The sequence below is a fragment of the Paenibacillus sp. MY03 genome, assembly GCF_002165585.1.
GTDB lineage: Bacteria > Bacillota > Bacilli > Paenibacillales > Paenibacillaceae > Pristimantibacillus > Pristimantibacillus agaridevorans.
The window spans coordinates 35,289-51,941 of the sequence record NZ_MXQD01000004.1 but is presented as its reverse complement, the minus strand read 5'-3'; the positions used below and the strand labels follow the sequence as shown (position 1 = coordinate 51,941).

The 16,653-nt window shown below is 50.2% G+C and carries 11 protein-coding genes; 8 read left to right on the top strand and 3 right to left on the bottom strand.

Features of this window, described 5'->3' with window-relative positions; genetic code table 11:
* Positions 1–177: 177 nt before the first annotated feature.
* The 8 genes from B1748_RS02895 to B1748_RS02860 all read left to right on the top strand — a co-directional run bounded on the left by B1748_RS02895 (position 178) and on the right by B1748_RS02860 (position 13,355).
* Positions 178–2,799, top strand: a complete 2,622-nt coding sequence (locus tag B1748_RS02895; RefSeq protein WP_087566373.1) for a family 16 glycosylhydrolase — start codon at positions 178–180, stop codon at positions 2,797–2,799.
* A 274-nt stretch (positions 2,800–3,073) separates the two neighbouring features.
* Entirely contained in the window at positions 3,074–4,093 is a 1,020-nt protein-coding gene (locus B1748_RS02890; protein ID WP_087566883.1) for a glycoside hydrolase family 130 protein, read from the top strand.
* Positions 4,094–4,238: 145 nt separating this feature from the next.
* Complete coding sequence (locus B1748_RS02885; RefSeq protein WP_087566372.1) at positions 4,239–5,552, top strand: ABC transporter substrate-binding protein; 1,314 nt, start codon at positions 4,239–4,241, stop codon at positions 5,550–5,552.
* A gap of 275 nt (positions 5,553–5,827) precedes the next feature.
* Positions 5,828–6,700, top strand: coding sequence for a carbohydrate ABC transporter permease (locus tag B1748_RS02880; RefSeq protein WP_087566371.1), 873 nt, complete (start codon positions 5,828–5,830; stop codon positions 6,698–6,700).
* Between the two features lie 15 nt (positions 6,701–6,715).
* Positions 6,716–7,546 carry a carbohydrate ABC transporter permease gene (locus tag B1748_RS02875; RefSeq protein WP_087566370.1) on the top strand — a complete coding sequence of 277 codons (831 nt, stop codon included), beginning with the start codon at positions 6,716–6,718 and terminating at the stop codon, positions 7,544–7,546.
* Between the two features lie 98 nt (positions 7,547–7,644).
* Positions 7,645–9,432 (top strand): cache domain-containing sensor histidine kinase, encoded by a 1,788-nt coding sequence (locus B1748_RS02870; protein ID WP_087566369.1) that lies wholly within the window; start codon positions 7,645–7,647, stop codon positions 9,430–9,432.
* 13 nt (positions 9,433–9,445) lie between these two features.
* Entirely contained in the window at positions 9,446–11,041 is a 1,596-nt protein-coding gene (locus B1748_RS02865) for a response regulator transcription factor (protein WP_179215344.1), read from the top strand.
* Between the two features lie 7 nt (positions 11,042–11,048).
* Entirely contained in the window at positions 11,049–13,355 is a 2,307-nt protein-coding gene (locus tag B1748_RS02860; RefSeq protein WP_087566367.1) for a glycoside hydrolase family 3 C-terminal domain-containing protein, read from the top strand.
* Between the two features lie 281 nt (positions 13,356–13,636).
* Here B1748_RS02860 and B1748_RS02855 read toward each other — a convergent pair whose 3' ends face one another.
* The 3 genes from B1748_RS02855 to B1748_RS02845 all read right to left on the bottom strand — a co-directional run bounded on the left by B1748_RS02855 (position 13,637) and on the right by B1748_RS02845 (position 16,643).
* Positions 13,637–14,869 (bottom strand): CynX/NimT family MFS transporter, encoded by a 1,233-nt coding sequence (locus tag B1748_RS02855; RefSeq protein ID WP_087566366.1) that lies wholly within the window; start codon positions 14,867–14,869, stop codon positions 13,637–13,639.
* Between the two features lie 218 nt (positions 14,870–15,087).
* Positions 15,088–15,648 (bottom strand): helix-turn-helix domain-containing protein, encoded by a 561-nt coding sequence (locus B1748_RS02850; protein WP_087566365.1) that lies wholly within the window; start codon positions 15,646–15,648, stop codon positions 15,088–15,090.
* An 89-nt stretch (positions 15,649–15,737) separates the two neighbouring features.
* Positions 15,738–16,643 (bottom strand): helix-turn-helix domain-containing protein, encoded by a 906-nt coding sequence (locus B1748_RS02845; RefSeq protein ID WP_087566364.1) that lies wholly within the window; start codon positions 16,641–16,643, stop codon positions 15,738–15,740.
* Positions 16,644–16,653 lie beyond the last annotated feature (10 nt).

Here is a 16,653-nt window from a genome sequence, read left to right as displayed (position 1 = left end):
GAGCCGCAAGCCTCAAGAGAGCGAGCTTGCTCTATCCGACAGCCGAACCGAATAGCGGTCGCACGGGAGGTGTTCCATCGATTAGTTAGAGCTTGGTCCCATTAAAGATTGTTCAAAAGTCCGCAATAAGGCCAACTGGCAGAACGGAGAAATGACTAATTTATTGAGGAGGCAATTATGAAATTATTCCGCAATTCGGAGAATCGGTATATGCAAAGGGTCCTGAGCCTTATACTCGCAATCGTGATGATCGCTGGCATGAGCCTTATGCCGGTATCGAAGGTAGAAGCCGCGACGACGGTAAGCTCCATGGCTTACTTTTCGTCAGCGGATGGTCCGGTTATTACAAAATCGGGAGTCGGGCAGGCCAGTTACGGCTTCGTCATGCCGATCTTTAACGGCGGCGCCGCAACATGGAACGATGTATCCGCGGACGTAGGCGTTAAGGTGAAGGTGGGCGGCAACTGGGTTGATATCGACAGCGTAAGCGGATTTGTCTACAACCAGAACTGGGGACATTGGAGCGACGGCGGGGCAAACGGCTATTGGTTCACGCTGTCTCAGACGACAGAGATTCAGCTGCATTCCAAAGCAAACAGCGGAGTTACGCTGGGTTATACCCTTCAATTCCAAAACGTCAACACGACGACCATTACCTCCATGACGCCTACGCAAGGTCCGCAATTAACCGCAGGGTTCACGGGCGGAGCGGGATTTACGTACCCAGTTTTTAACAATGATCCCGGGATCATCTATCAGGCCGTAGCCGACGATCTTAAGGTATACGTCAAACCCGTTAACAGCAGCACTTGGATCGACATCGACAACAATGCGGCCAGCGGATGGATCTACGACAGCAACTTCGGACAGTTCACCGAAGGAGGGGGCGGATTCTGGTTCACGGTGACGGAATCCATCAACGTGAAGCTGGAATCCGTCAGCACATCGGCCAGTCTGATCTACACGATCACCTTTAATCAGCCTGTCCGGAATTCGTACGTCATCTCCGCTTATGATGGCACAACCTATACGGCAGACAACAATGGCTCCATCGGGATCCCGCTGCCCAAAATCGACGGCGGGGCGCCTATCGGCACCGAAATTGGCAAGTTCGTTTACCAGATCAACATAGGAGGCCAGTGGGTCGATATGTCGAACTCCGGTCATAGCGGATTCGTCTATTCCGGCAACGGCTACAATAATATGTCGGACGCCAATCAGTGGGGATATTGGGCCGACTACATCTACGGTCTGTGGTTCCAGCCGATCCAAACCGATATGCAGATTCGAATCGGCTATCCGTTAAATGGACAGACGGGCGGCAGCGTCGGCAGCAACTTCGTCTACTATACGTTAATCGGCAATCCTAACGCACCTCGTCCGGACGTCTCCGATCATGATGATGTAGCCATCGGAACGCCAACCGATCCGGCTATCAGCGGAATGAACTTGATCTGGCAGGATGAATTCAGCGGAACGGCGCTCGACACGAACAAGTGGAATTACGAAACCGGTTATTACATCACGAACGATCCGAACAGCTGGGGCTGGGGCAACGCGGAACTGCAGCATTACACGAACAGCACGCAAAACGTATTCGTGCAGGACGGAAAGCTGAATATTCGCGCTTTAAACGATGTCAGATCATTCCCGCAGGATCCGAACCGATACGCGCAATATTCCTCCGGCAAAATCAATACAAAGGATCATATGACGCTGCAATACGGCCGGGTCGACATTCGCGCGAAACTGCCAACCGGCAACGGCCTGTGGCCGGCTCTCTGGATGCTTCCGGAGGATTCCGTTTACGGCGCGTGGGCCGCGTCAGGCGAGCTTGACATTATGGAAGCGAAGGGCCGTCTGCCGGGTACGACGAGCGGTGCCGTTCACTTCGGCGGTCAATGGCCGGTGAATCGGTATATTGCCGGCGAATATCATTTCCCGCAAGGCCAGACGTTCGCCAGCGATTACCATGTCTATACGATGATCTGGGAAGAAGACAACGTAAAGTGGTACGTGAACGGCGAGTTTTTCTTTAAGGTCTCCAGGGAGCAATGGTATTCCGTGGCAGCCCCGAACAATCCGAACGCGCCGTTCGACCAGCCGTTCTATCTTATTATGAATCTGGCAGTCGGCGGTCACTTCGACGGCGGTCTGGCGCCATCTCCGTCCGACATACCGGCGACGATGCAAGTGGATTACGTACGCGTTTACAAGGAAGGCAACGGCGGCGGCAATCCCGGCAACGTAGCCGTAACCGGCGTCACCGTTACCCCGTCTTCGGCGCAAGTGCAAGCGGGACAGACGGTGCAGTTGAGTGCGGCCGTAACGCCATCGAACGCAACGAATAAGGCCGTCAACTGGTCCGTTGCCAACCCCGCGGTCGCGACCGTAAACGGAAGCGGCATAGTGACGGGTGTCGCCCCAGGTACAACGATCGTTACGGCGACCACGGCCGACGGCAATAAAACGTCGGTGTCGGCCATTACGGTAGTAGCGCCGCCGCCAACGACCTACATCATCGGCGATGCCGTTCGCGGGATCAAAAAGACGGGCAACAACCTGCTGTTCTACGTCAACGGAGCCACATTCGCAGACCTGCACTACAAAGTGAACAACGGCGTTCAGCTCAACGTGGCGATGACCTCTATTGGCAACGGCAACTATACGTATGCGGTCAATAACCTGCAGCAGGGGGACGTCGTGGAATACTTCTTTACCTACAATCCCGGGCAAGGCGCGCTGGATACGCCATGGCAAACCTATGTGCACGGCGTGACGCAGGGTACGCCGGAGTAAGGGAGATGATCAATCCCGATATCGGCGCCGAATCTTAATCGAAGTTGGCCTGCAAACATGCGGGCAATGGAACGGGTAGAAAGTTGAACATGATCAGGCAGCTCATCGCGTGCTGCTGAAGGTAAACGGCATCCTCTTGCCATGCAGGAGGGGCCGTTTATTTTTTTATTGATAGATTTCGGATGTTTTCTAAATTCGGTGGGATATAAGTGTGCAACGGGGAGGGCTATAATAACAACTATATTACGAAATCATGAAGCTGGAGGGGACATCATTGAACATTACCAGACATGCCGAAAACCCGATTGTCGTACCGGGCCTGTACGATTGGAGATTGGCAACCGTATTCAATCCTGCCGTTATTAAAGATAATGGGAAAACCTACATGATCGAAAGAACGGCGGGTTCGCTTACGCCTTGCAAAAACTATTTGGGCCTGCTAGAAAGCACGGACGGCGTCCATTTTACCCACGTCGTCGATACGCCGGTGTTAACGCCGGACGAGCTCGGTTTCCCATACGGCAGCGTACAGGATCCGCGCATGGTCAAGATCGAGGATACGTTTTACATGACGATTGCGCTTCGTCCTTGCGCTATGAACTACTATCCGACGGGAACGGGCATTCCGGAGCGTTCCATCCCAACGTACCCTGACGGCTGGGGAGAAGAGGAAGGCCATTGGCTGACTCGTTCGATCCTGTTGTCCTCCAAGGAGCTGATTCATTGGGAGTATGTATCCACAACGACGCCGCTTGAGATCAACGACCGAAACAACATCCTGTTCCCGGAGAAAATCAACGGCAAATACGCGCTGCTCCGCAGACCGGAAGAATATATCGGAGAAGAGTACGGCACCGAGCAGGCGGCAATCTGGATTTCGTATTCCGACGACCTGAAAACGTGGGAGGATCCGGTGTTGTTCGCGAAAGCGGAGCAAGAATGGGAAATGAAAAAGATTGGCAGCTCGACACCGCCAATTCGTACGGAGCAGGGATGGCTTCTGTTCTATCATGGAGTCGATCAGCAAACGGTATATCGGCTTGGCGCGATGCTGCTTGATCTGGAGGATCCGACGAAAATTTTGGCTCGTACTTCGAACTTTATTATGGAGCCGGAGACGTATTACGAGAAATTCGGATACCAAATTCCGAATGTCATCTTCCCGACCGGATGTGTGCTGGATGAAGGGATTCTGCACATTTATTATGGCGTCACGGATACGGCCATTGCGCTTGCGACCGTGCCTCTCGATGAGATGCTTGAACATCTGCTTGAACCATCGAATCGAAAGTAACTGACATAATACAGGATAAAATCGAAGAATTTTGGGATATTTCCGATTATTAAGATTTTTTATAATGGAAGTATAGATCAATTGGGCGCCCCGATTACTGATCTTCACAAATAAAGCGATTACAAATATGGAAAGAGGGTTAAAAATGGCTCATTCAAACTTCAAAAAAAGAACTCTTCTTGTTTCGCTGGCAGGATTAATGGCTGTGTCGACTGCGGCATGCGGCAATTCCGAAGAAAACAACGCAAGCGGCGGCTCTAAAACGGAAACGGTTACGTTAACGATGATGCATCCTTGGACAACGCCTAACATCGACAACGATGTGTATAAGGCGCGAATCGAACAGTTCCAGAAAGATCATCCGGAAATCGTGATCAAAACCGATGAAGTCCCTTCCGCTCAATATAAAACCAAGCTTCGCACGCTCGCGGCAGCCAATAACCTGGCGGATATTAACGTTGTGTGGCCCGGAGCAGATTTGGCGCCGCTTGTAGAAGGCAGTTTGCTTGAGCCGATCAACGGTCTGATGGATAACTGGAAAGAAATTTTGCCGGAGAGCGCGCTCTCGCCATTTAACGTAGCCGATCAGCAATACGCAGTTCCGACGAAGCAAACATTTGTTGATATCGTTTATTACAACAAAGAGATGCTGGCAAGCGTAGGTTACGACGCATTCCCTACCACTTATGCCGATTTCATCGAACTGGTGAAAAAGCTGAAAGCGGCGGGCTTGACGCCGATCTCGCTCGGCAACAAAGAACAATGGCCATTGCAGTCCTCGATTCTGTCTATTGTCGGCGACCGTTTTACGGGCAGCGATTTCCTGGAGAAGGTAATGAAAGGCGAAGCGAAATTCACAGATCCTGAATTTGTCAGCGCCATCTCCGTTATCGATGAGCTCGCCAAGCTGGATGCCTTTAATACGGATGCGAACAACATGGACTCGGTACAAAGCCAGGACTATCTGATCCAGGGCAAAGCGGCTTTGCATATCACGTCCTCGACTGTGGATGCGCGCGTGCGCATCAATAATGAACAAGGCGACAAATTCGGCATCGCGCTGTTCCCAAGCGTAGAGGGCGGCAAAGGCGATCCGGCCAAAAGCGCCGGCGTCGTTCAGTACGGCATCGCCATCAAAAGCAAGCTGGACGAGCGTAAAAAAGCGGCTGCCGAAGAATTTATGAAATATTTCGTAAGTGAAGATTTATACAAAGACTTGATCAGCAACGGCGTTGTCGTTCCCGCTAAGGTCGACGTTCCGGAGGATGCAAGCCCGTATCTTAAAGAAATGCTTGAATTGACGGGTAAAGGAACAGCGCCTGTATTCGACAGCATCATTCCGACTCAGGTTGTCAGCGTCATTCAGAACGGCTTGCAGGCTCTGACCGTAGGTCGCGGAACGCCGCAGGAAGTCGCGCAGGATACGCAAGCGGCAATGGATGAGTACAACAAGAAATAAGCTTCGATTGTCAGGTTTGAGGCAATGACAGAGAAAACCCGGGTTCCGGGTTTTCTCTGTATAGAGCCCAAGAAAGTAAAATGAAAGTTCAAAAAGTTCGGTTCTCAGTACCGAGAAGATTGAAGGAAGCTAGAAACTGAGTATCGGAGCGTAGCAGAGCTACGTGAGAAACGGAAGGTTCGGCTGAATTCAATATTCGACGTCGAATATGCTTCATGAAATACTTCGTAATGGGAAGCGGACTTTTTGAACTACTTTTGAAAGGAGAATGATGGATGCATACGCTTAAACGGAGCAAGCTGGCCATCTTTATCGGATTGTTTCCAGCCCTCCTTATCTACCTGGGAATTGCCATCGTTCCAATCGGAATTTCCTTTTATTATTCGCTTATGGATTGGAACGGAATCGGCGCCAAAGAATTTGCCGGATTCGACAACTACGTGAGAATGTTCAATAGCGATACGTTTTGGCTTTCGGTTAAAAATAATATCGTCATTATGATTACGGGCCTGGTCGGTCAACTGCCGTTAGGCCTTCTGATGGCATTGCTGCTCAACAAAGGCCTTAAAGGTTCGGGTTTTTTCCGTACGGTCGGCTTTATGCCGGTCGTAATCTCTTCGGTTATGGTCTCGCTCATTTGGGGGATGATCTACAACACGGAGTTCGGTTTGCTTAATAATTTCTTGAAGTTCGTGGGGCTCGAGAGCTGGCAGCAGAATTGGCTTAGCGATCCCAAGTGGTCGATTCTGTCCATCAGCATCGCCTACATCTGGCAGAACGTCGGCCTATATATGGTCATGTTCCTTGCCGCTCTTCAAAATATACCCGACGAAGTCAACGAAGCGTCGGAGCTGGACGGAGCGACGGGGCTTAAGCGGACCTGGTTCATTACGCTTCCCATGATTCGAGCCACGCTGATGGTCACGATCGTGTACAGCATCAGCAACTCCTTCCGCGTGTTCGACCTTATCCAGGTTTTGACCGGAGGCGGTCCGGCGCATCAAACCGAGGTTATGACGATCCATATGTATTCCAGCGCTTTCGTCAATTTGGAGTATGGGTATGGAAGCGCGGTATCGATTATGATTCTGTTGTTCAGCTTGGTCGTGATTACGATTGCAAACCGGCTCGGCAAGGAAAAGGCATAGGAGGGAGGAGCAATCGTGAAACAGAGATCTCCATTATTCAAAATATTCGCTTACGTATTTTTAGGTTTGTTCGCTATTATGAATCTGGTCCCTATCTTCTGGATGATCATCAACTCATTTAAGACGGAGCAGGAATATGCAGCGGATCCGTTTTCCTTCCCGACGGGTATCGAGCTTTCGAACTACGTGAAGGCTTGGGATATCGCCAATATGGACACTTATTTTATTAACAGCTTCCTGATTACGTTTATTTCGCTTATCGTGACCGTGTTTTTGGGCGCGCTTGCGGCGTTTTTCTTATCCCGATTCGAATTTAAGCTGCGCGGATTTACGTATGCCTTGTTCTTGCTCGGCATGTTGGTTCCGATCCATGCAACCTTGATTCCGATCTTCCTTATCATGCAAAAACTGAGCTTGATCGATACCTATTTCTCGCTCATTCTACCTTATACGGCTTTTCACTTGTCGCTCACCGTCTTTATTCTGGAAGGTTTTATGCGCGGCTTTCCGAAGGACATGGAGGAGTCGGGCATCATGGACGGCGCGGGCATCTTCCGGATCTTCTGGTCCATCATTTTGCCCCTTACGCGTCCCGCGATGGCAACCGTCGTTATCTTGAACTTCATCTACAACTGGAACGAATATCTATTCGCTTTGGTTTTGATCACGTCCAACAGCCTCAAGACGCTGCCGCTTGGCCTATCCAACTTCGTTGGCTTGGAAACAGCGAATTATACGCTTCAGATGGCTGCGTTAACGATTGCTTTTATCCCGATTGTCGTTTTCTATCTCCTGTTGCAGAAGCAATTGGTTACGGGCATGACGGCCGGCGCGGTAAAAGGTTGATTCGTTATTCCACATAGATGTACAATATGTCCCACAAGGTTAAACGCTAGGGCGTGTATGCATACACGCCCTAGAACCGGCAGCTAAGGAGGCGCATCATGACAATGGGCAGAAGAAGTTGGGCAAGGCTGAGCTTGAGGAAAAAAGCGCTCATCATCTTTCTGTTGTTCGTGATTTTGCCTACTGTCGGTGTCGGCGTTATTGTCCAATACAACTACCAGCTCGTTTTGCGAGAACAATATATAAGCGCCATCCAACGTAATTTGGACAATGTCACAAGCCAGCTGTCCGAACAGACGAAGATGGTGACGGATATGGCCGACTACCTGATTTTAAGTCCGGATATGCGGCAATATTTGCGGACCTCTCCGCCTCTCGGAGATCAACACAAAGCAGACTTGAAAAACGATATCGAAAACTTCCTGACCTTCCAGTTGATGTCCAAAAGTTATATCCGATCCATTGAGATCGTCGGAAACAACGGCAATTCCATCGGGATGGGCGAGCCGTTTACCGGCGATGAAAGCGGTTGGCAGGTTCAAGCCATAGCCAAAAAGGGCGGCTTGTTCTGGACGCAAGGTTATGCCTTGGAAAGCGCCTGGTACGGTCAGGTTAACGTGTTTTCGTTGATAAGAGTGCTCAACTCCTATGTCGATATCACGCGGCCGCTAGGCTTGCTGACGATCCGGCTGGACGAGCAAAGCATAGTGTCCGAGCTGGAGAAGGGCATCCTGAATGATTCATCCGGCCAGGTTTATCTATTGGGTGCGGAGGGAGAACTGCTTCTCGCTTCGAATGATCAGACGCCTCAAGATTACAAGCCTTATGCCGAACAAATCAACGAGCTAGCCCGGGGCAAGCGAAGCTTTAGCACGGTCGAAGTAAACGGCGAGCCTCACATGACGCTTTATCATCGAATGCCCATAACGGATTGGACGATCGTCGCGATGATCCCCGAGTCGCATATCTCCGAACAATTCCGAAGCGCGGAATGGATGATGACAGCGATATTGGCGGCTATTATCGTATTGGCTTTGGCCGCTTTTTACGGCTTTAATTATATGATCATACGGCCCATATTAAGGTTGAAGAAGGAAACGGTTCGCGTTGCAGGAGGCGACTTCAGCGTAAGGGTTCCGGTGGAATCGCAGGATGAGATCGCGGACTTGAATCGGAAGTTTAACGCGATGGTCGGTACGATCGAAGAGCTGATCGAGCATAAGTACAAGCTGGAGCTGAACGAAAGAGAGTCTGAGCTCAAGCTGCTCCAGAATCAGATCGATCCTCATTTTCTGTATAATACGCTGGATATGATCCGCTGGACGGCAAGATTGGAGAAAGCGGACAAGTCGAGCCGTCTGATCGAAATGTTGTCCAAATTTTTCCGGGCTCGGGTAGGGAATAATCAACATCAGACTACGCTCGCCAAAGAAATGGAGTTTGTACAGGCCTACTTATTCTTGCAGCAGTACAGACTGGGCGACAAGCTGGCGTACAAGTTGCATTTGGAAGCCGAGATCGAGGAAGCGCCAACGCTAAGGGCCTCGATCCAACCATTGGTCGAGAACTTTTTCAAACATGGGGTGGACAAGTCAAAGCCTGTCCATATCGTCGAAGTTATCGCCTATCGGCATGAGGAAGATATCTGGGTGGACGTCTCGGATAACGGGAAGGGAATGACCCCTGAACGCAAAAAAGAAATCATAGAGGCTATACAAGGAAGTCATTCGCTAGAACCGATGATGGGCAAGCGCGGCGCTTTGCACAATATCCATGAGCGGATGACGATTTCCTTTGGCCAGCAGTATGGCTTGCAAATCGTCGAATCATCACCCGAGGGAACCGTGATCAGGCTGCGGCTGCCTCTACCGAATGCAGAAAGCTAAGGCGGTGCACATCTTGGACAACCAGGTTGAAGAGAAACGGCAGCTTATCAAATTAATCATCGTAGACGATGAACCCGTCATATGCCAGGGACTGCGTTATACAATCGACTGGAAGGAACTGGGCGTCGAAGTGATTGGGGAGGCTTATGACGGCGAGGAGGCTCTTCGCTTAATGGAGCGGGAGCAAGTGGATATCGTGCTGACGGATATTCGTATGGATGGCATGGACGGCTTGGAACTCTCCAGACAGCTCGCGCGGCGTTATCCGGATGTCCGAATCATCATCATAAGCGGTTACGAGGACTTTTATTATGCAAGGCAAGCTATGCGGATCGGCGTTCATGATTATTTGCTCAAACCCGTTGAGATCGACGAACTCAGCAAGGCCGTTACCCGGATGGTGGAGGAGATGCGCAACCGCAGCCAACTGGACGGGATGCAGGAGATCAAGCTTTGGCTCACCAACGTTGCCAGAAATGGAATCGCGTACAGCAAAGAAGCGCCTTCGTCCTTGCAGGGCTCCCAATATCGTATTGTTGCCAGTCAACTGGATCGGTATCAGGAGCGATACGGGGAGCTGGCGCAGGAGCAGCTCGATGAGCTGCGGGAGCAGTGGTCGGGCAACATTTTGCAAATGACGGACGGTCGGCCGGAGCTCCGTTCTTTCTCTATCTTTGATCACGAGAATTTATTGGTCACCTTGATTGTGGCCGATCACAAGCTGCAAGCGATGGAGTGGGAAGCGATATGGGATCAAATGGCCCGCGCGTGCAAGCAACCGCCTGCCGTCTATTTTGGGGTGTCGCAGCTTTATGAGGATTTAAACGAAACCGCCCTGCGCTGCGCGGAAGCGGCGAACCTGTTGAATTACTATGCGTTAGAGCAGGCAACGGTGCTCGACTCCCGGACGGAGCTAGTGTGGAGCGAAAGAAGGCGGCCGGCGGCACTCGACTTGGCCCAGTCGGTACAGCTGCTATCTACGGCCTTGTTTAAGCAGAGCCAAAATGAAATGAAAGAAGCGGTTGCGAGCCTGTTCGCCTTCTTTAGGGAGCAGCTCTACTTTCTGCGAGAAATCGAGTCCGCGTACGAGGAGCTGCTTACGTTGCTGAGACAGCGGCTGCGCAAAAGCGGCATAACGGGGCTGGATTCGGGAGTGGGCGGCAGCGCCATCGATACAAACCTCTTTAATACGTATGAGTCGCTCGAACAAGCGATCCTGCGGGACATGCAAAAGCTCTTCGAGATGATCGAGCAAAGCGGCGGCGACCGTTCGTACTGGATTGTCGAGAAGTCCAAACGGTATATCGACGAGCATTACACCCAGGAGCTTAAAGCTTCCGAGGTTGCTGCTTGGCTTAAGATTACGCCCAGTTATTTCAGCTACATTTTCAAACAAAGCACGGGCAAAGGTTTTACCGAATATTTGAACGAGTTGAGAATGGAACGGGCCAAACGTTTATTGGCCACCACGCATGACAAAGTGTTCGAAATCGCGGCTCAGGTCGGCTATAAGGAATACAAATATTTTGTTTCCGTGTTCAAGACATACATGGGGATGACTCCCAAGAAATACAGAAGCATGCAAGCAGGAAACATGGATCCGGGGTGAAGCATCTATGGAAAAATACAAGCAGTCCGGCTTGCCGATCAAAGAGCGCGTAGACGATTTGATGTCAAAAATGACGCTCAGGGAAAAAGTCGGGCAATTAAATCAACGGATGTACGGCTGGAATGCATACGAGAAGCAGGAAGGCGGAGCCTATGCGCTAACGGATGCGTTTATGCAAGAGACAACCGCATTCTGCGGGATGGGCGCACTGTACGGATTGTTCCGCAGCGATCCATGGTCGGGCGTCGATTATTCGAACGGCATTGCGGCCGGTGACAGCGCCGTCGTGGCGAATCAAATTCAACGATATATGCTGGAGCATACCCGGCTTGGCATTCCCGTTATGTTTAGCGAAGAGAGTCCGCATGGCCATCAGGCGCTGGACGGGACGATGCTGCCGGTTAATCTTAATGTGGGATCGACTTGGAATCCGGCGTTAATGGAACGTGCTTATCGCTTGACCGCGGCGGAAATCCGAGGCCGAGGCGCGCATCTTGCTTTGGTATCCGTGTTGGATATTTTGCAGGATCCAAGGTGGGGACGTTCGGAGGAATGTTACGGCGAGGATCCCTATCTGGCGTCGGCGTTTACGAAAGCCGTTGTACGGGGCATGCAAGGGGATTGGTCTCAGCTCGCGGAGGCGGATAGAGTCGCCGTCATATTAAAACATCTCAGCGCGCAGGGAGCCGGGATTGGCGGCAAAAACGCCGGACCGGCCAGCATCGGCGAGCGGGAGCTGCGGGAGATTCATCTGCCGGCCGCGATGGCCGGAGCGAAGGCGGGGGCGGCCGGATTTATGGCCGCTTATAATGAAATCGACGGCATTCCATGCCATGCCAACAGCAAGCTGCTGACGGGAATTTTGCGTGAGGAATGGGGCTTCGAAGGGATCGTGATGGCCGACGGCCAGGCGATTGACCGGTTGCTGGCGCTCACGGGCGGACATGAAGCAGCTGCTGCTCTTGCTTTATCCGCGGGAGTCGACTTAAGTCTGTGGGACAAATCGTTTACGACGCTGGAGGCGGCCGTTTTGTCTGGACTCGTCGACGAGTCGTATATCGACAGGGCGGTTGCCCGCGTCCTTCGCTTGAAGTTCGAACTGGGCTTGTTCGACCGTCCTTATACGGACGAAACCAAGGCGGCATCCGTCGTGGGCAGCGAGGACATACGCCGTATCAATTTGGCTATTGCGCGCGAGTCCGTTATTTTGCTTAAAAATGACAACATGAGACTGCCGTTTGATGCAAATGTTAAGCGTATCGCGGTGATCGGGCCCAATGCCGATCGAATCTATAATCAGCTGGGGGACTATACGAGCGTCCAGCGTCCGAAGACCGGCTCGACCGTGCTGCAAGGGATTCGGATGGCGGCAACGGAAGGCGTCGAAGTCGTGTATGCGCACGGCTGCGGAATCCGCGACGCATCGACAGGAGGAATCGCCGAAGCGGTTGAGACCGCCAAGGCCGCGGATGTCGCCGTGCTTGTTCTGGGCGGCAGCAGTACGAGACAATTCGGCGATCTGTTCGACGGCAACGGCGAAGCGGTCATTGCGGGCGAGCGACCCGCCGAGATGGATTGCGGCGAAGGGGTAGATTTGGCGGATTTGCGTCTGGGTGCAGCTCAAATTCAGCTGGCGGAGGCAGTGGCGGCAACAGGTACTCCAGTTGTCGTTGTATTGATTCAAGGTCGTCCCCATGCCATCGGCGAGGTGGACGAGCTGGCGGACGCCGTCTTGTGCGCATGGTATCCGGGCAAGGAAGGCGGGCAGGCAATCGGAGAAATCCTGTTCGGACAAGTTAATCCGAGCGGCAAGCTCCCGGTATCCCTGCCGCGTTCGACGGCGCAGCTGCCGGTGTATTACAACCAGAAGGATCCAGGAAGGCCGCGTGTTTACGTCGATATGACGCCGGCGCCTTTGTATGCGTTCGGGCATGGGCTCAGCTATACGAGCTTCGAGTACAGGGAGCTGGGCTTGTCTGCCGCGACGGTTGCCGCAGGCGATCTCGCAAACGGAGAGCGCGTCAAGGTTGCCGTCAAGGTGAAAAATACGGGCGATGTCGCCGGCTCGGAAACGGTGCAGTTGTACATTAAAGCCCGGGAGTCCATGGTGACCAGACGTATCGCCGAGCTGAAGGGTTTCGTCAAGGTTGCTCTTGAGCCGGGCGAAGAACGAGAGGTCACGCTGGAGCTGGGAGCTGACGAGCTGGGCATCTGGGACAGCTCGATGGCCTTTGCGGTCAAGCCATGCAAGGTGGAGGTTAAGGTAGGCGGCAATTTGCAGCATACTTTGAGCGCGGAGCTGGCGATAGTTTAGGAGAATATATTACCGGATTTATTATCTTGCTTTTATTGAAAAAGCACTGCGATCTCGACTTGGAGAAACGCAGTGCTTTTTTAATCGTTTAGGAAATAATGCGACATACCAGACTGTGGATCATGAGCCTGCGGTTGTCATGCGAAAAATAGATTGACGGTTCCATAGGCGATAATAACGTCTATGAAGCCAAAATGTAGGCGAACGAGCAACTTAGGCGTTAAAAACGCCGATAGCCCCGAAAAGTAATTCTGATTAGCGTCCATAGACGATAATAGCCTTCATGCTTTCATCGGCAGCTCATAACTATTTCGGCTACATACAAAACGGTTTCTTGCTGCTCCTATACCGACTAAAAAGAGCAAGACCGAAGCGCCAAGCAGAATGAATAGTGGCAGGTTCCAACTATTTGTCGCATCATGCAGATATCCTATAAGAGCAGGACCGACTGCGGCAAAAAGATATCCGATCGATTGAGCCATGCCAGACAGTTTCGCTGCTTGATGCGCATTTTCAGTACGTAACCCGAAAAACATCATGGCCAAACTAAAGGCGAAGCCTCCACCAATTCCGAGCATGATGATCCACAACAGAATCATATTGGGGCTTCCGTAAAGAAGTCCAATCGTTCCCGTCAATAGCAAAAAGGTTGTAATGACCACTAAAAACCGTTGGCTAGACATGCGCCCAGCAATAACGGGGACAATAAAGGCAAATGGAAGCATAACTAACTGCATGATCGAGAGATACCATCCTGATTGGTTTGGATCAATTCCTTGCTGCTTTAAAATTTCAGGCAACCATGCGATCAAAACGTAGAAAACCATGGACTGTATACCCATAAACAAGGTTACTTGCCAGGCAATAAGGGATTTCCAAACATTCACATCGTTGTTGGCCATTTGTTGACTCGACGTGGTTGTTTGCTTGGTTTGATTTCTTAATTGGGGTAACCAACAGAGGATGGATACAAAGCTTAGAATCCCCCATATTCCCAATGATCCTTGCCATTTTAGACCTGCGTTTACGGCTAGAGGCACACTGATTCCCGTTGCAATTGCTCCACTTAAATTCATTGAAATGGAGTAAATACCTGTCATGGAGCCAATTTTATTTGGGAAATCCCTTTTGATTATACTTGGCAATAATACATTACATACGGCAATTGCGAATCCAAGAATTGCTGTCCCGATAAACAGATTAGCTGCGCCAGATAAAGAACGTATTACAATACCTACAGTCAGAAAGAGTAAGGCGATCATTATGATGCGTTCAATCCCATACCTTTGTCCTAATTTTGGTACTAGAGGCGATAATAAAGCAAATGCAAGCAAGGGTACCGTTGTGATCAGGCCTGCTGATGTATTTGAAATATGAAGGTCATCCCTTATCAGACTCACTAAAGGACTGACGGATGTTAAGGGAGTACGTAAATTAGCTGCGATAACAATAATGCCGAGAATGATCAGCCCTGTAGAGGATGGTACGGCTTTATTATTTAGTTTGTTCGGCATTCTTAATTTCTCCTTCCTGAATTCTTGCGTATTATTTGCTTCCTGCTGATTTTTAAAAAAACGATACACCCGCGCGAATAAATAAAGTATATTATAATATATTTTATTTATCAATAAGTAATTTATAATATACTTTTGTTCATCTGAAAACAAAAATACAACTCTGAAATTCCCGTCATGGAATTCAGAGTTGTATTTAATAAGTGGCATTTTCGACTTTAGAAATCGTACTTTAAGGATATATGGAGCACTGTTTCGCTATCCGTATGATTGGTATAAGAATGAGGACAATCCGCACGAAAACTGATAGTATCATATTGATTCAATGTGAAAATCTCTCCATTGACTTGAATTTCAATGGAACCAGTCATGACTGTCGCAATTTCAGTTGTATTGACATGATGACCTTCAGGCTGATACGAGCTATTTGGCTGTAAGTAAGCCCGACACATTTCAATATCGTTACTTTTAAAGATTGGTTCAATGCTCCAATTTTTTTGATCATTAGAAAACCGCAGTCCTTCGCCTGCTCGATACAAACTAGCAGAGTCTTCTGATTTGAACAAAGCCAATAGCGGTAAAGATATACCTTTTGAAATTTTCCATATAATCGCCAAAGTTGGATTTGTCTCGCCACGTTCGATATTCCCCAGAGTAAGTTTGCTTACGCCCGTTAGTTCCGATAAGTCGTCCAAGCTCATGTTTTTTTCTTTTCTGTACTTTTTCAAGGCAACACCGATTTGTAATACAATTTCCTTTGATTCATTGATTTCATCCATTAGATTCACCTCAACAAAAAACAGTTATAGCTAGTATATTATTTATCTAGATTCTTTTCCAGATCGCATATTTGAGCTTGCCAATCTCCCTACCCCTGAGCGATGCCATAATAACGTTTGCGGTATTCGGTGGCCGGGATGGATTCGTTCGACTTGAACATCCGGCTGAAGCGATTCAGCGTCTGAAAGCCGGAAAGCTCCGCAATTTCACTAAGCGAGTAGGTTGTATTGACGAGCAGGTCCTTCGCACGCTGAAGGCGGAGCTGCCGCAAATACTCCGAAGGCGAGATACCCATTGTTTTGCGAAACAAAAGACGAAGATGGCTTTCGCTTATAAATAAATATGCGGCCAAATCGGGCAGCGCAAGCTTTTTTTCCAGATTCATCTGCATATAGTTGCACAGCCTGCTGATGCGGGGGTCAATCTCCTGGGCTTTGTCGGGCATATAACCTCTCATCATGTCGAAGAAGCGCGCCACCCAGACGTTGAAAGAGGCGTTAACGGCGAGCAGCGCAACCGTTTCGTCGGTATTGACCTTGCTAATGATCAACTGGGGCTGATCCAGTGCATGCAGTGATTTGATCACATCCAAGGATTGCTCCAGAAGCTTGGCGGTCAATCGAGTGAGCTCTTGAAAGGCGGATGTATCCTCGATTCGAGCTATTAAGGGGAGGTTATACAGCTCCACGAAGTTTAAAGAACCGATCTTGATATCGCAGCCGACTGTATAGTAGTGAAACGGACTGGCAGATGCGTCGCTTGCCAAAACAATTCTAGGCGTTTGTGGCGGAATGACGACAATATCTCCTGCCCGTACTTCGCGAAGGTTACCGTTTACTTCGATCGTTCTCGTCCCGTCCAGGACTAACCATATAATCGTTTTTGGGTAACTCGCCCGAGGGAACTCCGTCTCGGCATCCACCACATTCTCGATCACCCATGCCATCCGTACAAAGAGGTCCTCCACAAATCTGATTCTGCTTAGAACGGCCATCCTTGCAAGC